This window comes from Hyalangium gracile (assembly GCF_020103725.1).
Classification (GTDB): Bacteria; Myxococcota; Myxococcia; order Myxococcales; family Myxococcaceae; genus Hyalangium; species Hyalangium gracile.
The window spans coordinates 1-20,741 of sequence record NZ_JAHXBG010000047.1 but is presented as its reverse complement, the minus strand read 5'-3'; the positions used below and the strand labels follow the sequence as shown (position 1 = coordinate 20,741).

Genomic DNA, 20,741 nt, shown 5'->3' with positions numbered 1-20,741 from the left:
GCTTCAGCAGAGCGGGAGCTGCAGCCACGCTCTTCGGTGGACATGCCGCCTGCTCGCCTTCACGAGCAGGAGTTCCCGCATGCGCCACTCCTCGGAGCGCAGGTGGAACTCGCCGCTGGCGGGCACGTAGCGCACGTCGGCGCGATAGGACTCCCGCTCCCATAGCCTCCCCCCGCGCCACCATCCGCACACCACCTCGAAGTGGTGCTTCACGGCGCTGTGCGGGCCCATGTGCCGCTCGGCCGAGTAGGAACTCCGGACGACACAGCCGATTCCCCAGGCTCCTTTCGGGAGCTTGCCGTGCAGGCGCCGCTCGATGAATCGCGCCAGCGCTCTCCGCCAGGAGCGGTCCGCGAGCTTGCGGTGGTAGCGCGTCCACAACAGGGGCCACACCCGGAGCCCCAGACTTTCCTGCTCTGGCATCACCGCAGGGCGCTGCAAACAGCACACCAGCGTGGAGGAGCCCTCTGGAGGAGGTGGTGCCTCAGACATCGCGACAATAGGGCAGGGCGGCGCGAGTCCGGCACGTCAGAGCGTCGCATGAATGTGCTATTTAAGCGTGGACTAATATAAGCGCGGACTGTAATGGTTCCGGCAAATGGGAGGTTCACGCATGCTGCACAAGAAGATTGGAGCCGAGGTGCGCGAGGTCGCCGAGCGTGAGTATGAGGGCAAGCCGGCCCGCGTGGTGATCGCCAGCCGCCTCTACCACACCGATGCGGAGGACTTGTGGGATGCCCTCACCAACGCCGAGCGCATCCCGCGCTGGTTCCTGCCCATCGAGGGGGAGCTGCGCGTGGGCGGGCGATATCAGCTCAAGGGCAACGCTGGCGGGACCATCAAGCGCTGCGACCGGCCCAACGCCTTCAACGTCACCTGGGAGATGGGTGGCGGCATGAGCTGGGTGAACGTTCGCCTGGCACCGGAGGGCAAGGACACGCGGCTGACGCTCGAGCACATCGTGCACTCCGCGGACGTCGCCCAGTTCTGGACGCAGTTCGGGCCCGGCGCCACGGGCGTGGGGTGGGACCTGGGCTTCCTGGGCCTGGGCCTCCACATCGAGGGCGGCGAATCCGTACCCCCCGAGGCCAACGCCGCCTGGATGGCCTCCGATGAGGCAAAGTCCTTCATGCGCGCGAGCGCCGAGGCCTGGGGCGCTGCCCATGTGGCGGCCGGGGAGGCTCCGGATGTGGCTCGTGGGATGGCCGAGCGCACGGCGGCGTTCTATACAGGCGGCTGATGCATGCCTTCGACGTCCTTGGCGATCCGGTTCGCCGCCGCATCCTCGAATTGCTGGCGGAAGGCGAGCACGCCTCGGGCGAGATCGTGGCCGTGGTCCAGCGCGAGTTCGGCATCACCCAGTCAGCGGTCTCGCAGCACCTGAAGGTGCTGCGCGAGAGCGGCTTCGCCACGGTACGGGTGGACGGGCCCCGGCGGCTCTACGCCATGGACGCCGCGCCGCTGGCGGAGGTGGATGCCTGGCTGGACCGTTTCCGCGCGTTCTGGACGCCACGGCTGGAGGCCCTGGCCACCGAGGTCGCGCGGGGCAAGAAGAAGCGGGGCGAGTGAACGAGCAGTCAGCGCACGGGGAGTTCGCCGCAGTCGGCACCATCCAGGTTCGCCACACCAGGCGCATGACCGACGAGCCCTTCACCGAGTAACACTGCGTTGCCCCCGTGTGCCATGTACGAACGCCCCTCCCGCTCCGCAGAGTGGGGGCCGTGGGTTGAGACATGGCACCTCCGAAGCCTGAGCAGGCCGTACTCGTGGCGCGGGGCCTCACCAAGGTCTACCGCACGGGCGAGGTGGAGGTGCACGCGCTGAGGGGCGTGGACCTGGACCTGTACTCGGGCGAGTTCGTCGTCCTGCTCGGGCCCTCGGGGAGCGGCAAGTCCACGCTCCTCAACATTCTCGGAGGGCTCGACGTCCCCACCCGCGGCGAAATCACCTATCGCGATCACGATCTCGCCCACGCCGACGAGCGGGAACTCACCCGCTACCGGCGCGAGCACGTGGGCTTCGTCTTCCAGTTCTACAACCTCATTCCCAGCCTCACCGCCCGCGAGAACGTGGCACTGGTGACGGAGCTCGCCCAGCAGCCCCTGCGGCCGGAGGAGGCGCTCCAGCTCGTGGGGCTGGGGCAGCGGATGGGCCACTTCCCTTCGCAGCTCTCCGGGGGTGAGCAGCAGCGGGTGGCCATCGCACGGGCGGTGGCCAAGCGTCCGGATCTACTCCTGTGCGACGAGCCCACCGGCGCGCTGGACTACGTCACCGGCAAGCTCGTCCTCGAGACGCTCGCGCGCATCAACTCCGAGCTGGGCACCACCACCGCCATCATCACCCACAACGTGTCCATCGCGGGCATGGCGGACCGGGTCATCCGCATCGCCGATGGGTGCATCGTCAGCATCGAGCCCAACCCGCGCAAGCTCCGGCCCGAGGACCTCCGCTGGTGAGGATGCTCGAGCGCAAGCTGGTGCGCGACTTGTCGCGCATGAAGGGGCAGGCCCTGAGCATCGGGCTGGTGGTGGCCTGCGGCGTGGCCGTCTTCGTCGCCTCGCTCAGCACCTATGGCTCCCTGAGCGAGAACCGGCGTGCCTATGACGCGCGCACGCGCTTCTCGGACGTGTTCGCCTCGCTCGAGCGCGCCCCCGAGCCGCTCGCGCGCCGCATCGCCGCGCTGCCCGGAGTCGCTACCGTGGAGACGCGCATCGTCCAGGACGTCATCCTCGACATGGAGGAACTGCCCGAGCCCGCGGTGGGCCGGTTCGTCTCCATCCCCGCGGGCCACCAGCCGCTCCTCAACCGCCTCCATGTGCGCAGCGGCCGACTCCCCGAGCCCGGCCGGAACGACGAGGTGCTGGTGAACGAGTCCTTCGCCAGCTGGCATGGGCTCACCCCGGGAGACTCCCTCGTCGCCCTGCTCAATGGCCGGCGCCAGCGGCTGCGCATCGTGGGCGTGGCGCTCTCGCCCGAGTACATCGCCGCCATTCGTCCGGGCGCCTTCATCCCCGATGACGCGCACTTCGGCGTGCTGTGGATGGACCGCGACGCGTTGGCCGCCGCCTTCGACATGAAGGGCGGCTTCAATGACGTGGTGCTCGCGCTCTCCGAGGGAGCCTCGGAGCCCGAGGTGCTGCGGCGGCTCGATGCGCTGCTGGCCCCCCATGGCGGGCGGGGAGCCCATGGGCGGACGGAGCAGGCCTCCTATCGCTACGTGGACGACGAGCTCGAGGAGCTGCGCGTCGAGGCCACCGTCCTGCCCGTCATCTTCCTCGCGGTCGCGGCCTTCCTCCTCCACATCGTGGTGGGCCGGCTCGTCCACACCGAGCGCACGCGGATCGGGACACTCAAGGCGTTGGGGTACGGCAGCGGCCAGGTGGCGCTGCACTACCTGGAGTGGATGGGTATCATCACCCTGGCGGGCGCGCTGCTCGGCATCGCCGTAGGCGTGGTGCTGGGGCGGGCTTGGGCGGAGATGTACTCGCTCTTCTTCCACTTCCCCGAGACGCTCTACACCCTGCACCCGTGGATTCCCCTGGCGGCGGTGGGGGGCAGTCTGCTGGCCTCCGCGCTGGGGACGCTGGGCGCCGCCCGGCGTGTGGTGCGGCTCGCCCCGGCGGAGGCGATGATGCCCCCCGCGCCACCCGTTTTCCGCCCCTCCGCCCTGGAGCGCCTGCTGGTGGGCACTCTGTCCTCACCGCAGGCGCGCATGGTGGTGCGCAGTGTGGCGCGGCGCCCGCTGCGCGCGGCGCTCTCGGCGCTGGGCGTGGCCGCCGCCACCGCCATCATCCTGGTGGGGGCCTTCTGGGGTGACGCCATGGGCTACCTGCTGGACGTCCAGTTCTCCCAGGCGCAGCGCGAGGATCTCACCGTCGCCTTCACGCGGCCCGTGCCAGAGCGGGCCGCGCGCGAGCTACGGCACCTGCCGGGTGTCCTGGACGTCGAGGGGCTGCGCGCGGTGACCGTGCTGCTGCGCGCGGGAAACCGCTCCCGCCGGGTGGAGCTGCTCGGCCTGCCCGTGCACTCGCGGCTGCATCCGCTCTGGGGCACCGGGCCTCGGCCCCTGGAGCTGCCCGCCGAAGGGCTGCTGCTCTCCGAGCGGTTGGCGACGGGGCTGGGCGTACGCGTGGGAGACCGCCTGCGCATGCAGGTGCTGGAGGGGGCGTGGCGTGAGGAGTCCGTGGAGGTGGCTGGCGTGGTGGACGAGTACGTGGGGTTGTCGGCGTACATGGACGTGCGCACGCTCAACCGCCTCATGGCCGAGGGGCCCACCCTTTCCGCGGCCTGGCTGAAGGTGGACCCACGTCAAGAAGCGGCGCTCTACGCGCGCTTGAAGGCCACCCCCGCCGTGGGCGCGGTCACCCTCAAGCACGCCATCCTCCGCGTCTTCGACGAGACCTTTGGCCAGGTGCTGCTGGTGTTCAGCGGCTTCCTCACCGCCTTCGGTGCGGTCATCGCCTTCGGGGTCGTCTACAACGGGGCCCGCATCCTGCTCGCGGAGAAGGAGCGGGAGCTGGCGAGCCTGCGCGTGCTCGGCTTCACCCGCCGGGAGATCTCCGGGCGGCTGCTCGGAGAGCTGGGGCTGCAGGTGGTGGTCGGCATCCCCGTGGGGCTGGTGCTCGGCTACGGGCTGGCGGCCTTCAGCATCACCGTCATGGGGCCGGAGACGCTCCGCATTCCATTGGTCATCACCCCGAGGACCTATGCCTTCGTCGCGGCGGCGGTGGCGATCTCGGGAGCGCTGAGCGCGCTGCTCGTGCGGCGCAAGTTGGATCGGCTGGATCTGGTCGCCGTACTCAAGATGCGGGAGTGAGCTCATGCCACGAGTCAGGCGCTGGGTGGGAGGAGCCGTGCTGATCGTCGTGCTCGTCGGGCTGGCGCTGCTGCTGCGGCCGGCACCGGTTCGGGTGGAGATGGGGAAGGTGGAGCGGGGCCGTTTCGTCCAGGTGGTGGAGGAGGACGGGAGGACGCGCGTGCGCGAGCGCTACGCCGTCAACGCCACGCTCACAGGCTTCCTCGAGCGCAGCCGGGTGGCGGAGGGAGACACGGTGGATGTGGGCACGCTGCTGGCCACCATCCGCCCGCTGGCGCCGCCCCTGCTGGATGCGCGGATGCGGCAGGAGCTGGAGGCGCGGATGGGAGCCGCGGAGGCGGCCCGGAGCAGCGCGGAAGCCGTGGTGGCGACAGCGGAGTCCGCCTGGCGCTTCGCGCGGGCCGAAGCGGAGCGAGCACGCACGCTGGAGCAGCAAGGGGCCATGGCGCGACGGGATCGCGAGAACGCCGAGCTGGCGCTGCAGACGGCGACACGCTCGCTGGAGGCGGCACGCGCCGATGCCCACCGGGCGGTTCACGAGCTGCAGCAGGCGCGCGCAGCGCTGCTCGGCGGCGGAGGGACGCGGGAGCCACGCGAAAGATGGGAGCTGCTCTCCCCGGTGCGAGGCCGTGTGCTGAAGGTGCTGCACCAGAGCGAGGGCTTCGTCCCCGCGGGGGAGCCCCTTTTCGAGCTGGGGGACCCGGGGCGGCTGGAGGTGGTGGTGGACGTGCTCACGGCCGACGCGGTGCGCATCCACCCGGGGAACGAGGTGGAGCTCGTCCAGTGGGGCGGAGAGAAGGTACTTCAGGGACGGGTGCGGCTGGAGGAGCCCTCGGCCGTCACGAAGGTGTCCGCGCTGGGGGTGGAGGAGCAGCGGGTGGACGTGCTCATCGAGCTCACCTCGCCGCCGGAGGAGTGGCGGGAGCTGGGGGACGGCTACAGGGTGGAGGCTCGCATCCTGGTCCATCAGGCTGAAGACGTGGTGAAGGTGCCCGCGAGCGCCCTGTTCCGGGAGGGGGAGTCCTGGGCGGCGTTCGTCGCAATGGACGGGCGGGCCCGCAAGCAGGCGGTGCAGGTGGCGGCGAGCAACGGGCTCGAGGCCGTCGTCCACTCCGGGCTGGCGCCGGGTGACACCGTCATCCTCTACCCGGGGGACAGGGTGCACGACGGCGTCCGCGTGGCGGTGCGCAGCACAAGCAGCCCGTCAGCGGGGCAAGCCCCCTCTCCCGCCGGCAGAGGGGAGAGGGAAGGGGGCCTGGAGGGTCAATAGTGGATGCCAAACTCCACGGCGGTCTTCTGGCTCCAGGGTCCCCACCCGTTCTGGAAGGTGCGCCCGTAGAGCTTGCGCCCATCCCAGGACAGCACCTCCTGCTTGGGCAGCCCCGCGCCCTCCAGTCCCTGGCTGAAGGCCCGTACCCGCAGCGCGCCATCGGGGAGGTGCAAGGACTCGGGATTCACATAGCTCCACGACTGCCAGCTCGTCCCTTCATAGAAGCGGGTGTACAGCCCTCGTCCATCCTGGGGAACCGCTGTCTGCTTGAGCCGCGAGAGTGTCGCCAGATCGCCGCCCGTCTGCTCGAAGTCGATCAGGTGGTCCACGTTGGGAGCTCCCAGGTTGGCGACCGGGACGGTGCCGATAGAGCGCCATCCGCCGTTGACGAACTCCTGGGCGAGGAGCTGGGTTCCATCCGCGCTCAGGAGGTCCCGCTTGGGCGCGCCCGAGGGCCGCGGCGCCTGGCTGATGGAGCGGATGCGGTACCACTTCGCGACATTGAGGTCGGCCACCGCGCGCAGCTGCCAGGGCTGCCAGCCTCCGCCCTCGAAGAAGCGCTCGAAGACGAGGGTCCCCTCCAGGGCGACGACCCGCTGGACGAGACGGCCGCCTGTCGACACATCGCCCGTCACACGATCAAAGGAATGCATCGTGTCGATGGGCCTCCCCTGCAGGAGCCTCAGCACGCCCGAGGGAGGCAGATAGCCATGGTCGCGAGCATCCGTACCGGGCCCTGTATAGCCCGGCCCCGGGTAGTTCTTGTCACACAAGTCCGGGATGGCGACCTGTCTCACCTCCCAGTGCAGGTGGACGTTGCCGTCCTGGTCACACAGCTTGCCCAGCACGGTGCCGGTGCTGACCTGCTTGCCCGCTGAGACCTTGAGGTCTCGCAGGTGCCCATACATGGAATAGAGATGCGAGCCGGAGTGGAGGGTATGGTCGATGACGACCACCGCGCCGGGATAGCCGGCGTTCTGGGCAAAGAGCACGGTGCCGCTACCTATCGCCTTGATGTCCGTCTCGAGCGTCCCGCCCCAGTCCTCGCCCGCATGGGTCAGTGTGCTCATCTCGACCCCGAAGCACCCGCTCGTGCCACTCAGGTCTGGGTTCGTGATGTTGAACTCCTTCTTCCAGCTCGGGCTGCTGAAAGGAAGGTCCCACTCGGATGAGCCGGCAGCAGCAATCCTCGGTGTCATGGGTACGTCCCTCCTTGGGTAGTGACACATGCGCTAGACGATGACCTTGACCCAGAACGGCTCGCCAAAGGTCCTCCCGAGACGCGCAATCCGATACGTCGCCTGGTGAGTGCCGGGCTGGGTGGGCACCTGCATCGTGGCGGGCACGTCGCTCTCCTGCCCGAGCTCGACCTTCTGAGCCAACGGCACCTCCGATGGACCAAAGGAGCCCGCGACCCGGATCGCCTTGTACTTCTGCCCCCAGTCCGTCGTTCCGCTGTTGCGCAAGCGCCAGATCTTCTCGATCCGCGCGCCCGGAGCGACGCGCATGCCGTCCGGGATCGTGACGTCCGCGACGAAGGCGCAGCGGTCCAGGAAGCGCGCGGCGTAGGCAGTGGGCTGCTTCGGAGGACCCAGGGGAATGGGATTGGGTGCTCCCCCGTTCGCGAGCACATCCACCACCTGCGGCGTCACGCTCTTGTAGAGCGCGCCATGGAGGTGGACCGAGCTGGTACCCGAGGAGCCTACCGTTCCTGGCGTCGTGTGGAAGCCAACGATATCCCCCGGAGACACCTGCGTCTGGTCCAGATGGGCGTAGCGGTACACGAAGCCGGGCTCATGGAGGCACCAGACGACGACCTGCTTGCCGTAGGCGGCCCACCCGCCAGGATGCTGCCCCGCGTACAGCACGAGCCCTGGTGCCATGGCGCGAACGGGATCGCCCCGGTTTCCTCCCGACCAGTCCACCGCGTAGTAGTCGTCGTTGTTGTGGAGGTCGGAGCCCTGCCAGTTGGGGATCCAGCGCTCGTCCTCGAGGATGAGCCCGACGTGCGAGGCGCCATCCGGGTTCAGGGAGAACCAGTCCCCGCCGTTGACGTCCACGGAGCGCCAGTAGCCCTTGTTGCCACGCCAGAGCGCCTGCATGAGCGTCCCGCCGGGCAGGATGAACGCGGTCAAGGTGTTGATGGGCCCCTCGCCCGGAAGCTGAAGCTCCGCGATGGACAGCGAGGTCCAACCTGTCGTCCAGTCAGGGGTGCCGTCCGCCTTGACGGGGGCGGCCCGGCCGTAGAAGCGATCCCCACGGCAATAGAACTGCATCAGCGTGGATCCAGCTCCACCCGGGATCAGGTAAGCCGCCTGGTCGCCGATGAGGCTGGAGTCGTACGGGGGCAAGGTGCTGGGCTCGATCGGCCCAGACCATCCAGGCGTCGCCATGTTCGCTTCCTCCCTGCGATCGGACCTGCTCAGCAGATGGATGGGGAGGGGAAACAAAGAAGCCAAGCCCGGAGCTCCATGCGGAGCCTTTCCGGCAGGGCTCGGACGGCGCCTCCGTGCGTTCAGGTGCTTCCTTCCCCCGAAGCGAGATGGGCCCTCGTGCCAGCCCCTTACCCCAGCTTCTCGGAGTCTGGATGCGCCCTGCCAGGCTTGCGGCGGGTGTGATTCCCGCCGCTTCCTTGCTGAGCGCCGCGCCGCGATGAGCGGCGCGAGCTCGAGTCATCGGTGCATCACGGGCAGATGCAGCCGCCCGTACACGCGTGTTCGCGCTCGCAGGGGGTGCCGCTGCACGCCGCGGTGCACTGTGCCTGCGTGCTGTAGTACCTGCCGTCGTAGCACGTCCACTTCAGCGGACAGATCGCCATCTGGTTGACGTCCCGCGAGGCGGCCTGCTCCTCGGTGACGGTGGGCTCCTGCTCGGGCTCGGCCACGCCGCCGCAACCCGTCAACGCCAGGGTGAGGCCAGCGACAACACCTGCCACGACAGAGGTGATTCTCATGGGACATGACTCCTTGGTTGGTGGTGAAGACTGACGCCGCCCGCCCCGACACAGGCGATGACGCAGGAGTGGCGCCAATGGGCCAGCCAACCGTCGGCAGGGAGCTGACGCCTCGGGCTGGCCTGCCCACCGCGAAAATACTCTCATCGCCGACTTCCTGCCCATCCCCCGCCGCGTCCTCGGAGTTGCTCAGCCGTGAACGGTCAGAGTTGCCGTGCTATCGGAGTGCTACCGCCGCATGGCATCAACGAGCCCCGGCCATGGGCTCCCATCCTGACGCTCCTCGGCTCTGACTCCTTGTGACTCGCTCGAACTCACGCTCCTCCGCCGCGCTCCTGGCTCTCGCCTATCTCGCGTTCATCAGCCTCGGCCTGCCAGATGCCTTGTTTGGCGTTGCATGGCCGTCCCTGCGGGATGACTTCGGCCTGTCCCAGGCGCTGCTCGGTGTGCCCCTGGCCGTCACGGCCATCTCCTATTTCATCTCGGGGATGCTCGCCGGCAGGATGATCCAGAGGCTCGGCATCGGCCTGCTCCTGGCCGGGAGCACCCTGCTCGTGGCCGTGGGCGTCCTCGGCTTCTCCGTGTCGCCCCTCTTCCTGCTCTTCCTGGTGGCGACACCTCTCGTGGGCTTCGGCTCCGGGGCCATCGACGCCGCGCTCAACACCTACGGCGCCCGCCACTTCAGCCCGAAGCACATGTCCTGGCTCCATGCCGCGTATGCCGCCGGCGCCACGGCGGGCCCCGCCATCATGACCGCCGTTCTGGCTGGCGGTGCCTCCTGGCGGGTGGGCTACGCCGTGGTCGGCTTCACCCTGGCCACCTTGGGCGTCGCCTTCCTCGCCACGAAGAGCCGCTGGGAGGCGGGACAGCCTCCGACGCAGGTGGTGGTGGATGCGCCCGGCAACGTGGGGCCCGTGCCGCTGGAGGAGCCTCCCGTCAGCGGCCTCTCCGCCCTCCGCAAGGGCAGGGTGTGGCTGCAGATCGTGATCTTCTTCTTCTACACCGGGCTCGAGGTCTCCGCCGGCCAGTGGAGCTATACCCTGCTCACCGAGGCGCGAGGCGTCGCTCCGCCCGCTGCCGGAAGCTGGGTCGCCGCCTACTGGGGCGGGCTGCTCACAGGGCGCATCGTCCTGGGCTTCGTCGTCGAGCGGGTGGGGCAGGTCCGCATGCTGCGGTTCGCCACCCTGGGCGCGCTCATCTCCGCGGTGCTCTTCGCCATCCCCGGGCTGCCCCTGGAGGCCGCCGCGCTGCCGCTGCTCTCCTTCTGCCTGGCCAACATCTATCCAGGGCTCATGGCCGAGACGCCTCGGCGCGTGGGCGAGCGGCTCGCTCCGCACGCGGTCGGTTTCCAGGTGAGTGCCGCGACCCTGGGCGTGGCCGTGGTGCCCAGCGTCGCCGGCCTCGTCACCGAGCGCTTCGGACTTCAGGCCATCGGCCCGCTCCTCGCCTGCTGCGCGCTGGCGCTCCTCCTCCTGCACGAGCGGCTCGTCGCCGTCGCGGACCGGGCCGCTTGAGCCGGACGTGGCGCTCGCGCCTCAGTTGAGGTGGTAGCGGAAGGGCAGCTCCAGGAGGAAGGGGGTGCCCAGCTCCGGCGGCGGCGGGGGAAACGGCTCGGCGTTGCGCACGGTCTCCTGCGCGGCGTCGCACAGCACCGGGTGCGGACAGCGGCCGAGCAGCTCCAGCTTCAGCAGCCGGCCCTGGGCGCTGATGGACACGCGCAGCAGCACCTCTCCCGTGATGCCCGCCGCGGACGCCAGGTGCGGGTAGCGCACGTGCATGAACCGGCTGCGGATGAGCGTCTCCATGTAGCGCACCACCCACTCCTCCCGCTCCTCGGGGGACAGGGGCGGCGGTGGCGGCGGCACACCGCTGGCGAGCACTCCGCGCAGCAGCCCGCCCATCACTCCCGCCACGGCGGCTTCCGCCACGCCGTCCAGCGCGACGTCCGGGGGGACAGCACCGCCCGTGGCTTCGGAGGTGTCGTGCGAGGACCAGGCTGCGTCGGCGACCGCGGGGACCTGCTCGGCAGGAGGAGACGGTGGGGTGGGCTCGGGCGCAGGCGTCGGTGGCGGCTTCGGCTGGGGGAGCGCCTTGCGGGCGACCCTGCTCCGAGGGACGGCTGGAGCGGGTGCGGCGGCCGGCGCGGGCACAGCCGAGGCAATGGCGGGCCGGGCCGCCAGGAGCGTGAGGACGGGCGCGGCCTCATCCCCCGCGCGAGCGGGAAGGCGAACGGGCTCCGTGCGTTCCCTCGAGAGGAGCACGAGGGCGAGCAGGTGCAGGGCGAGGACAAACGGCACCACCCGCAGGAGTCGCGCGCGGCGCTCGGCCTGGTGTGGGTGGCCGTCGAGGACAGAGGCGAACAGCCCTGTCTTCGCGCCAGCCTCCTGCCGCATTCGTTCGCCTCTCACCCGTGGAGCCCCGCTCCAAAATCCTCTGCCCAGATAGGGATTCAAGAGCGATGCGCCACGCCCGTAAAGGCCCCCCGCGACGAAACCTGTGCGGCGGTCCCCACTTGCCTCCGAGCACATGTCCGCGAAGCTCCACTGGGGGGCAGCCAAGGGGGCAGTAGCGTCGTCGGTCTTGCCCTGCTCCCGCTCGGGCCGTCGGCCCGGGATTTGCGAACGAGTCCCATCGGGGAGGGATGGATGGGTATTCGTACAGGCGCCTTGGGGGCTGGGCTCGCGGTCATCTCATGTCTCGCGGTGGGTTGCGATGACCGGGCCAGGACAATCGACTTGCAGGGGGAACAAGGGCAGGGGACCTGGGAGGGAACCGAAGTTCCCTCGGGGGAGCCTCCCATTCCCTGGGGAGATGCCGGCACACCCCCGGCTTCTCCATCAGAAGGGGAGGGGGAGACGCCCGATGCGGGCACTCCGGATGCCGGCACTCCGCCCGAGCAGGGCACGCCGCCGGAGCCGGGCCCGTGGCCGGTGGACGCGATGCTCGACTACACGCGGACGTTTGGCGTCGGCACACCGCAGAGCGTCGGACTGGATGAGGGGCTGAACCTCTGGCTCCTCGACGGCAACCGCATCGGCGTGCTGCGTCCGGGCGACACGGCTCCGACGTGGACGACGGGCGTCGGTCAGGCGCGCCAGCCGTTCGGTCGGGACTCGCTGGCCATCGGCTCCACGGTCATCTGCGGCGGCGAGGCCGGGCGCGCCTACGTGGGGTATCGCGCCGCCGAGATGCAGCGCGCGGAGGGCATCTCGCAGCGTACGTACATCCCGGGTCCGGGCGAGCCGAACTACACGCCCGAGCGCTACGCCGAGTACCAGAAGGGAGACCTCGACGCGGTCCGCCTCCTGCCCGATGGGAGCGTCGCGCTCGAGGAGCACATCTGGCGCACCACCGGAGCGTCGAACGCGGGCAAGCAGATCGGCATCCACAACACGAACGACTTCCACTACGAGGAGGACCGCAGCATCCTCAACTGCGCTCGCGTGACGCGCGGCCCGCATCGCGGGGACCTCTACGTCACCACGAACCACGGCGTGACGCGCATCCAGGGGCTCACCTACAACAGCCACCGTCACCCGGGCTGGTACCTCATCACCACCAACCCGGACGGGACGAAGAACCAGTCGCTCCAGTGTCCGCCCATGTACGGGCTCGGCATCGCGCGCAATGGTGACGTCCTCGTCGCCAACGAGCAGATGGTGGGCGTGCTCATCCCGAGCGGCAGGCTCGAGGAGTGGGACCGCGAGTACACCTGGGAGGGCCCCACGCCCTGGAGGTTCAAGAGCTTCAACGAGGCGCTCAACGGCCAGGCGGCGGATGATCTCTGGCGCGCCTTCGAGCAGACCCCCGCGGGTCGCTACTACCTGGGGAGCTCGGAGTTCGGCGTCTGGGCCATGACGCCGAGGTCTCGCTCCGTGGGCAACTGGTCCAAGCTCGCCGGGCTGCCGACGGATCGGATTCTCTCGCTCAAGTCGACGGACGATGGGGCGCTCTACATCGGCACGAATGGGGCGGGCCTCTGGCGGCTGGAGCCGGACGGCGTGACGCTGGCCCCGGTGCGGCAGGTGGCCGGTCAGCGCGTCTTGCAACTCGTTTACGAACCCAACGTGATGCCGAGTATGCTGCTCGTGCTCACCGAGCAGGGGCTGACCGTCCTCCGAGGTCCGTAGCGAGGCGGTCGTCATCCTCTCGAGGCCGCTGACTCCTCGGCGATGCGCCGAGGAGTCTCCAGTCGAGACAGCTCATCGGCGCGCGCGGTATGTTGCGTCCACGCCCAGACAAAGGGCGCACTCACTGCCGAGAGGAGCTCGACATGAAGAGCAAGCTGATCGCCGCAAGTGTCTTCCTGATGGGTCTGGGAATCGGGGGGGCCGCCGCCGCCGCCTCGCGCGGCGCGCCGGAGGCCGAGGCCCCTCGCATCACGGAGGAGATGGCGCGGTGTGTCTACCAGTGTGAGCTCGCGGGCGGGAGCCGCACCGTCTGTTGGAACTGCTGCGTGCGGAACATCTGCATCGACTGATCGGCCCGCCCATGGCGGTGTCCGCCTGCTGGCCCGACCCGGCAGGCGGATACCGCCGGCGTCTGCCTGCCCGGGACGGAGTCCTCGATGGAGCCCTCGAACCTGTCGATGCCAGCAGTCTCCCGCTTTCACCGTTGGGCGGCTCGCCTCGCTCTGTCCGTGGCGTGCATCGCCGTGATGGCTTCGGCCGAGACGGAGCGGTCGCCGGAGGTCGTCGCGCACCACTCGAGCGACTTCCTGCGCCTGACGACGCAAGACGCCCCCCGGGTGACACGCCACTTCCTGGTTCGGGTCTCCGGGGCGCAGCCGCCCTCCAAGAAGTCCGTCGAGGTGGAGATGACGGCGCGGATCTCCGCGAGCTGGACGCCCAAGAACCCCGAGCACGCGGCGAGGCCCTGGCTGCACGCGCGGCTGTCCATGGGCGAGGAGGAGCGCGACGGAGACGAGCTGCTGATCCTCGAGAGGAATCCCGTCAGTCAGCAGGTGCTGGAGGTGCGTGCCGCCTCCTTCTCCCGCTGCATGCTCAACGAGGTGTGCGAGTGGGAGGTTCCGCTCGAGCTGGAGCTCCAGACCCAGGTCGTCGAAGGGTCCGTCACCCTCTCCTGGAACGTGGAGGTGGCGGCGCGTGTCGTGGACGCCTCCAAGGTGCCCGAGGGCTTCACCGTGGAGCTCCTCTCCCTCTGAGCCACCGTCCCACGTCTCGAATCGGAGTCCACTGGGAGAAAACATGAACCCTGCTTCCCGCTGGTCCCTGCTTCGCCGCCAGGTCGCCAGACGCACCTGGCTCCTGGGCTTCCTGCCCCTGCTGGCTGCCTGCCAGTCCTCCTATTCACCGGCGGAGCCCGTCCGCTTCGAGGGCCGCGCTGTCCAGCTGACCGCGCGCTCGGTCCGGGAGTCGCGACGGGTAGCCCTGAAGGTCACCGCGAAGGAGGCTCCGACGCCGAGCCCGGTGCCACCTCCCGGCGAGGAACAGGAAGAGGCGCCGCCGGTGGCCGCCGAGGACATCGAGTTCGAGCTCATCTCGCTGAGCTTCGAGGTCCATCACCGCTGGAAAAACCTGAGCGAGAAGGAGATGGCGGTCCGGCCGTGGTTCCGTGTCCGCGTCGTGGACGAGCGTGACAAGCGCATCGTGGCGGAGAGGGCGGTGATGGTCGGTGACAGCCGTGACGCGGTCCATCCCCTCGTCCTGGGCAACCCGCCCATCGAAGTCTGTCGCTTCACCCGTCGGTGCGAGGCTACGTTCCGTCTCGAGTTCGAACGCCAGGAGCTGGAGCTCGTCAGCCAGGAGCCTCCCTCGGAGAGCACCTTGAGCTCGACCTGGAGCGTCATCGCGAACGCCCAGGCTTCCAATGCCGATGGGGAGCGCCTGGATGTCACCTTGTCGGAGCGCTGACGCGTGCGCGCTCCCGTGAGCCCACCGCCGAGGCCTTTTCCCAGCAGCGCGCTGCTGCACCCGCTGGTGCTGGCGGCGGTGGCCGTGCTCATCCTCAACGACCACTACCTGAAGGCCCGCTGGCCCTCGTGGTGGACGGGGAAGCTCTCGGATGTGGCGGGGCTCGCCATGTTCCCCCTGGTGCTCCAGGCGCTCTGGGAGCAGGTGAGTGCGCGCGGCGCGCGAGCCTTCCATCCCTCTCTCAAGGTGCTGGTGGGCTGCGTCGTCCTCACGGCGCTGTGCTTCTCGGCGATCAAGCTCTCGGCGGTCGCGGGGGCCGGCTGGCAGTGGGGGCTGGGGGGGGCTGCAGTGGCCCTTCCTTGCCATCCGGGCGCTCGTGGAGGGCGGCCCGCTTCCCCCTGTCAGGCCTGTCGCGCACGTGGTGGATCCCACGGATCTCCTCGCGCTGCCTGCCCTCCTGGTCTCGCTGAAGCTGGGCTGGCGGCGGTGTTCCGCGGCTCGTTCTCCCACGCAGTTGAGCATGGAGGGCAGCGTATGAGCAGAGTCGGGCTGTTCTTGGGAGTGGTGATGTGTGTCGCCGCGTGTTCGGAGAGCTCGATGGAGCCTCCCTCCGACGGAGGCGTGGACGCAGGCGCCGACGCGGGAAGCGGGGCAGGCGCGGACGCGGGCCCCGATGGGGGCATGAACGGAGGCCCCGATGGCGGGACCGACGGCGGTACCTCGAGCGGGGCGATGGGCTACCTGCGCACCGTGGGCTCGCGCATCGAGACGTCCACCGGGCAGGAGGTGCGCCTCACCGGGCTGAACTGGTTCGGCTTCGAGGGCAGCTCGCGCGTGCCCTATGGCCTGGATCGGCGCTCGATGGGGAGCCTGCTCGATCAGATGAAGGCCCTGGGCTACAACTCGCTGCGCCTGCCCTACAGCAACGAGATGCTGCGCTCGGGCGTGTCCCCGGATCCGGCCTTCGTGAGCTACTCGCTCAACCCGGAGCTCCAGGGGCTCACCTCGCTGGAGGTCATGGACCGCATCATCGACGCGGCCCGGCAGCGCGGGCTGCGCGTGGTGCTCGACCGGCACCGCCCGGATGCCTCCAGCCAGTCGGAGCTCTGGTACCGAAGCAACCGCGCCACCGAGGAGAAGGCGTGGATCGACGACTGGAAGATGCTCGCGCACCGCTACAAGGGAAATCCCACGGTGGTGGGCGTGGACCTGCACAACGAGCCCCACGGCCGCGCCACCTGGGGGGACGGCAACCTCGACACGGACTGGAGGCTCGCCGCCGAGCGCGCGGGCAACGCCATCCTCGCCGAGAACCCGGACCTGCTCATCATCGTCGAGGGCATCGAGAGCTACGCCAACAACTGGTACTGGTGGGGCGGGAACCTGCGCGGAGCCCGGGACTTCCCGGTGCGGCTGAACGTCTCGGGGCGGCTGGTGTACTCGACGCACGACTACCCGGAGAGCGTGTACGGGCAGCCGTGGTTCCAGAACAAGCCGAGCACCGGCTACCCGGCCAACCTGCCGGGGGTGTGGGATGCCACCTGGGGCTTCCTCGTGAAGGAGAACCGCGCTCCCGTCTGGGTGGGCGAGTTCGGCACGAAGCTGGAGACGGAGTCGGACCGGCAGTGGCTCCAGACGCTCTCGGGCTACCTCCAGAGCAACCGGATGAGCTTCGCCTTCTGGTCGCTCAACCCGAACTCCGATGACACCGGAGGCTTGCTCCAGGCGGACTGGACGACGCTGCAGCAGGAGAAGCACAACCTCATCTCACCCGCGCTCGCCCCCCTGATTCCGTAGCGACGGGTGAGGCGCGGGCGCTGCCTTCGGGCTGGCTGGAGCCTCGGGGATCGCGCATCCTGGGCGCATGAGGACGCTTCGCCTGCTGCTGTGCGCAGCCCTGACCCTACTGCTCGTTCCTGCCGCCCGCGCCGAGGCTCCCAAACCGGCCGCGGCCGCCCCCTCCGCGGCCGCGCCCGATGCGAAGGCGCCTCGGACCCGCGTGAAGAACCTGAAGATCACGGTGCTCTCCACCATGCTCGCGGACGACCAGGTCTTGGGGGAGTGGGGCTTCGCCGCGGTCGTCGAGGCGGATGGCCACCGGATCCTCTTCGATACGGGCTACTTCCCCAACACCGTGCTCCAGAACGCCAAGGCGCTGGGCGTCGAGCTCTCCGGCGTCACCGACGTCATCCTCAGCCACAACCACGACGACCACACGGGGGGACTGGTCACCCTGCGCACCGAGCTCGCCAGGCAGAATCCGGCCGCGCTCTCGCGGGCCCACGTCGGCCAGGGCATCTTCTGGAGCCGCCCCCGAAAGGCTGGAGGAGAGGGCAACCCCATGGTGGCCACCCGCGCTACCTACGAGGCTGCTGGGGGCCGCTTCATCGAGCACTCCGGGCCCCAGGAGCTGGCGCCTGGCGTGTGGCTCACCGGTCCCGTGCCTCGCATCCACCCGGAGCGCAACTGGAGCGGCAAGGGACAGATGCAGGCGCCTCAGGGGCTCGTCGAGGACAACCTCCCCGAGGACCAGTCGCTCGTCATCGACACGGAGCAGGGGCTGGTCGTCGTGACGGGCTGTGGGCACGCCGGCATCATCAACATCGCCGAGGCGGCTCGGAAGCAGGTGCGGCCCGCTCCCCTCCACGCCGTCATCGGCGGCCTCCACCTGTTCCGCGCGGACGAGAAGGTGCTTGCGTGGACCGGGCGCAAGCTGAAGGAGATGAAGCTCGGCCACCTCATGGGCGCTCACTGCACCGGCATCGAGGCCGTGTTCCGCCTGCGCGAGCTGGCCGGGCTGCAGCGGAGCACCTGTGTCGTCGGTGCCGTGGGCGCCTCGTTCGAGCTGGGCAGGGGGCTGGATCCGCTGGACATCGCCCGCTGACAGCCAGGAGGGCAGGCGCCGAGCCTGGCGCCGTGCCTGGTGCTCCGTCTCCGTGGCCGCCGTGTGTCTGGGCACCCTGGCCGCTGTGAGCCTGGCCGTCAGCGCGGTCGTGTTCCTCGTGGTCATCTTCCTGGCGGTCTCCGCTCAGCGCTTCGGCCCTCGCGGCCTGGCGCTGGGGATGATCGCCTTCATGACGCTCTTCCTGTCGCTCTTCTTCCACGCGCCGGTCGCGCAGCTGCCCTGGGTGGCGGCCAGCGTCGTCGTGGCGGGCGTCACCTCCTACCATGGAGTCCGGCTCTGGCTGGTGCCGGATCGCTCCGTTCGGACGCTGCGTCGCACGTTCGCGGCCTTCCGCCGCTCCATCACCCTCCTGCTGGCGGACCTCTCCGACGCCCTGGAGGTGTCGAGCGAGCGCCGACGGACCCGGCTGTTCCAGCGCGCAGTCTGGCGCGTGAACGAGGCCGCGCTGGCGGTGGAGCAGCAGAGCGAGCGCGCCAGACCGGCGGTCCTCGCCCAGGGGCTGCGGCCCGCAGAAGACATCCTGCTGCGCGCGTGGCACCGCTTCCTCGGCAGCGTCATCGGCGTGGTGGCCGGCGTCGTCCTCGCCAGCGCGGTGAGCGGCCACCGGCATCTCGAGTTCGTGCTCATCTTCCTCCGCGTCTTCCTGGGCTTCTATCTGATCCGGGTCTCCTACGCGTGGATGGTCTTCTGGTTCACCGCGCTCCTGTCCGTGCTCTACAGCCTGCTCGGGCGCTACTCCTCGGACCTGCTCTTCCTGCGGGTGGAGGAGACCGCCATTGGCGCCTTCATCGGCGGGGTGGTCGCGGTCGTGCTCCTCCCGTCCCGCACCAGCCCTCGTGTCCAGCGGGCGGCCGTCGAGACGCTCCACAGCGTCGCCTCGTTCCTCGAGGCCCCCGCGGTGTTGCCGGGCCGCGTCGCCGTGGAGCGGAGGGGCAGGGCACCGAGCAGCCGGTCCACCTCGCGTCCTTCACTGGCTGGAGCGCAGCGATGACGCGCTCCTGGAGGTCTACGCCAGCCTCGGAGGGTTCCGCTCGCGGCGCAGGATGACCTGAGCGAACATCGGGAGGAGGGGCGCGCCATGGCCCCGCTGCCGGTGGACAGGCGAGAGGAGACTCCCACGTGAAGACGACGAGACTTGGCGGGCTGGCGATGCTGGGACTGCTGCTGGGGTGCGCGACCACCTCTTCGTCGCCGCAGGCTCCGGCGGCCACGGCCCAGGGCGAGCAGAAGAAAGAGCAGGTCGCGGATGCGAGCAAGGACGACAACGCCCTCGTCTGTGAGGACATCCCCGTGACTGGCAGCCACATCCCGCGTCGCCGCTGCCGCACCCAGCGGCAGGCCAGACAGGAGCGCGAGGCGGCCCAGAAGGCACTCCAGACCCCGGAGCGGAACAACCGCAGGACCGAGTGATGGGCCGCCTCGGGCACAGCGAAGTGCCATCCGCTTCGGCGAGGTGACCGCGGACTCCAAGCAGGTCCGAAGAAGTGTTGGCCCCCTGGTGGGAGGTGCCAGGGCAACAGCCTGGCCAGGGAGGCGCCCTGGTCGCGGACCGGTAGCGAACTGGTATGACAAGCAGACAAGCTCGGACAGACCGCGACCGGCAGGTGGGCGGACTGTGGTCCTGAGTGGTCAAAATCACGACATCTGGAGATGGTCACACCACCAAATTCCAGCTTTCTTGGAGGGGATAAACATCAAACCCGGTATAGTCCGAGGGACCGGGGGTGAGTCTGAACGGCGCCTCCAGGCCGGCTCGCCGGGTCTCGGAGGTCGTAATGCGGTCCCCTCATCTCGCTCAGCAGCTGTCCCCTTCCATGACGGATGCCGCGTCCTCTTCGGCCGGCGCTGGCGCGGAGGCGCGAGAGCTGCCCCAGCCCGCCCCCGCTCCCAAGGTGACGCGTGGGCGCCTGGCGCCGGGCTTCGCGTCCAAGCTGAACCTGCTGGTGGATCTGGCGCTGGTGATGGCGTCGCTGCTGGGCTCCACGGTGCTGATGGGGCACTCGCTGCAGCTGGGCAACCTGGACCTGTGGCTGCTGCTGGGCATGGCGGGGCTGGGCTGGCTGCTGCTGGGCACGGTGCTGTGCTTGTATGACCCGCGCTTCTCGGACCGGGCGCCGCTGGATGACCTGGCGCTGGTGTCCATCACGGTGGTGTCCGTCACCGGCATGCTCTACCTGGACCGCCTGCTGATCGTCGGCGGGATGCCCGTGGTGGCGCTGAGCTTCTTCCCGCTGCTCTTGTGGCTGAGCGTGGTGGGGCTGCGGCAGATCGTGTTCCGCAGGCTCGCGGTGCGCGAGGAGCCCATCGACGAGGCGCTCATCCTGGGCGTGGGCGCCATGGGCCGGCTCACGGGCGAGGATCTGATCGCTCGGGGGCGCCGGCACGTCATCGGCTACCTGGCCTTCAGCAGCGAGCAGTCCCTGTCCGCCGTGCCCGGGCCCGTGCTCGGCAAGGTGGAGCGCCTGGAGGAGGTGCTGTGCCAGGTGCCGGTGGACATCGTCTACATCTCCGGCAACGTGCAGAAGCACGCGCAGGAGATGCAGGCGGCCATCAAGCTGTGCGAGCGCTTCGGCATCCCCTTCGCGATCCCCGCGCACCCGTTCCGCATGGATCGGGCCCGCGCCGAGGACGGACACGCGGTGGCCGATGGCTACCTGCACTTCGTGACGCACGCGCCCCGGCCGCACCAGATGGCCATCAAGCGCCTGTTCGACATCATCTCCTCGGCTGGTGCGCTGCTGGTGCTCTCGCCGCTGCTGCTGACGGTGGCGTTCCTCATCAAGGTCACCTCGCGCGGCCCCGTCTTCTTCCTGCAGAAGCGGGTGGGCCTGCACGGCAAGCCGTTCCACATGCTCAAGTTCCGCTCCATGGTGGTCAACGCCGAGGAGCTGCGCGCCAAGCTGGAGGCGATGAACGAGCAGAGC

Annotated in this window: 20 protein-coding genes; 15 read left to right on the top strand and 5 right to left on the bottom strand. The window is 69.6% G+C overall.

Annotation, left to right across the window (positions count from 1 at the left end):
- Positions 1-3 precede the first annotated feature (3 nt).
- Positions 4-393, bottom strand: coding sequence for a hypothetical protein (locus KY572_RS45990; RefSeq protein WP_224250166.1), 390 nt, complete (start codon positions 391-393; stop codon positions 4-6).
- Positions 394-613: 220 nt separating this feature from the next.
- On the opposite strand from KY572_RS45990, the gene KY572_RS45985 reads away from it, so the two are divergent.
- The 5 genes from KY572_RS45985 (at position 614) to KY572_RS45965 (ending at position 6,086) form a co-directional block, all read left to right on the top strand.
- Complete coding sequence (locus tag KY572_RS45985) at positions 614-1,240, top strand: SRPBCC family protein (protein ID WP_224250165.1); 627 nt, start codon at positions 614-616, stop codon at positions 1,238-1,240.
- Positions 1,240-1,569, top strand: a complete 330-nt coding sequence (locus KY572_RS45980; protein ID WP_224250164.1) for an ArsR/SmtB family transcription factor — start codon at positions 1,240-1,242, stop codon at positions 1,567-1,569. The genes KY572_RS45985 and KY572_RS45980 overlap by 1 nt, the downstream gene beginning before the upstream one ends.
- Positions 1,570-1,733: 164 nt before the next feature.
- Complete coding sequence (locus tag KY572_RS45975) at positions 1,734-2,456, top strand: ABC transporter ATP-binding protein (RefSeq protein ID WP_224250163.1); 723 nt, start codon at positions 1,734-1,736, stop codon at positions 2,454-2,456.
- A gap of 2 nt (positions 2,457-2,458) precedes the next feature.
- Entirely contained in the window at positions 2,459-4,816 is a 2,358-nt protein-coding gene (locus tag KY572_RS45970) for an ABC transporter permease (protein ID WP_224250162.1), read from the top strand.
- Between the two features lie 4 nt (positions 4,817-4,820).
- Complete coding sequence (locus tag KY572_RS45965) at positions 4,821-6,086, top strand: efflux RND transporter periplasmic adaptor subunit (RefSeq protein ID WP_224250161.1); 1,266 nt, start codon at positions 4,821-4,823, stop codon at positions 6,084-6,086.
- On the opposite strand, the gene KY572_RS45960 is transcribed toward KY572_RS45965, so the two are convergent.
- The 3 genes from KY572_RS45960 to KY572_RS45950 all read right to left on the bottom strand — a co-directional run bounded on the left by KY572_RS45960 (position 6,080) and on the right by KY572_RS45950 (position 9,039).
- Positions 6,080-7,156 (bottom strand): M23 family metallopeptidase, encoded by a 1,077-nt coding sequence (locus tag KY572_RS45960; protein ID WP_224250160.1) that lies wholly within the window; start codon positions 7,154-7,156, stop codon positions 6,080-6,082. The two genes, KY572_RS45965 and KY572_RS45960, sit on opposite strands and share 7 nt — an antisense overlap.
- Before the next feature lie 162 nt (positions 7,157-7,318).
- Positions 7,319-8,479 (bottom strand): NBR1-Ig-like domain-containing protein, encoded by a 1,161-nt coding sequence (locus tag KY572_RS45955; protein WP_224250159.1) that lies wholly within the window; start codon positions 8,477-8,479, stop codon positions 7,319-7,321.
- A 290-nt stretch (positions 8,480-8,769) separates the two neighbouring features.
- Positions 8,770-9,039 carry a hypothetical protein gene (locus KY572_RS45950; RefSeq protein WP_224250158.1) on the bottom strand — a complete coding sequence of 90 codons (270 nt, stop codon included), beginning with the start codon at positions 9,037-9,039 and terminating at the stop codon, positions 8,770-8,772.
- Between the two features lie 299 nt (positions 9,040-9,338).
- On the opposite strand from KY572_RS45950, the gene KY572_RS45945 reads away from it, so the two are divergent.
- The gene (locus tag KY572_RS45945; protein WP_224250157.1) at positions 9,339-10,553 is read left to right on the top strand and encodes an MFS transporter; all 1,215 of its coding nucleotides are present in this window, start codon (positions 9,339-9,341) and stop codon (positions 10,551-10,553) included.
- Positions 10,554-10,574: 21 nt separating this feature from the next.
- Here KY572_RS45945 and KY572_RS45940 read toward each other — a convergent pair whose 3' ends face one another.
- Positions 10,575-11,432 carry a TonB family protein gene (locus KY572_RS45940; RefSeq protein WP_224250156.1) on the bottom strand — a complete coding sequence of 286 codons (858 nt, stop codon included), beginning with the start codon at positions 11,430-11,432 and terminating at the stop codon, positions 10,575-10,577.
- 546 nt (positions 11,433-11,978) lie between these two features.
- Between KY572_RS45940 and KY572_RS45935 the strand changes: the two genes are divergently transcribed.
- The 9 genes from KY572_RS45935 to KY572_RS45895 all read left to right on the top strand — a co-directional run.
- Positions 11,979-13,169 carry a hypothetical protein gene (locus tag KY572_RS45935; RefSeq protein WP_224250182.1) on the top strand — a complete coding sequence of 397 codons (1,191 nt, stop codon included), beginning with the start codon at positions 11,979-11,981 and terminating at the stop codon, positions 13,167-13,169.
- Between the two features lie 143 nt (positions 13,170-13,312).
- On the top strand, positions 13,313-13,519 hold the full coding sequence (locus KY572_RS45930; protein WP_224250155.1) for a hypothetical protein: 207 nt from the start codon (positions 13,313-13,315) through the stop codon (positions 13,517-13,519).
- Between the two features lie 174 nt (positions 13,520-13,693).
- Positions 13,694-14,203, top strand: a complete 510-nt coding sequence (locus tag KY572_RS45925; RefSeq protein WP_224250154.1) for a hypothetical protein — start codon at positions 13,694-13,696, stop codon at positions 14,201-14,203.
- 43 nt (positions 14,204-14,246) lie between these two features.
- Positions 14,247-14,912, top strand: a complete 666-nt coding sequence (locus KY572_RS45920; RefSeq protein WP_224250153.1) for a hypothetical protein — start codon at positions 14,247-14,249, stop codon at positions 14,910-14,912.
- A 597-nt stretch (positions 14,913-15,509) separates the two neighbouring features.
- The gene (locus KY572_RS45915) at positions 15,510-16,709 is read left to right on the top strand and encodes a glycoside hydrolase family 5 protein (RefSeq protein ID WP_224250152.1); all 1,200 of its coding nucleotides are present in this window, start codon (positions 15,510-15,512) and stop codon (positions 16,707-16,709) included.
- A gap of 67 nt (positions 16,710-16,776) precedes the next feature.
- A complete protein-coding gene (locus KY572_RS45910) occupies positions 16,777-17,796 on the top strand; it encodes an MBL fold metallo-hydrolase (RefSeq protein ID WP_224250151.1) in 1,020 nt (339 codons plus the stop codon).
- A gap of 52 nt (positions 17,797-17,848) precedes the next feature.
- Positions 17,849-18,808 carry an FUSC family protein gene (locus tag KY572_RS45905; RefSeq protein WP_224250150.1) on the top strand — a complete coding sequence of 320 codons (960 nt, stop codon included), beginning with the start codon at positions 17,849-17,851 and terminating at the stop codon, positions 18,806-18,808.
- Positions 18,809-18,936: 128 nt separating this feature from the next.
- On the top strand, positions 18,937-19,227 hold the full coding sequence (locus KY572_RS45900) for a hypothetical protein (protein WP_224250149.1): 291 nt from the start codon (positions 18,937-18,939) through the stop codon (positions 19,225-19,227).
- A 365-nt stretch (positions 19,228-19,592) separates the two neighbouring features.
- Positions 19,593-20,741 (top strand): sugar transferase (locus KY572_RS45895; protein ID WP_224250148.1); only part of this gene is annotated, 1,149 nt, incomplete at its 3' end.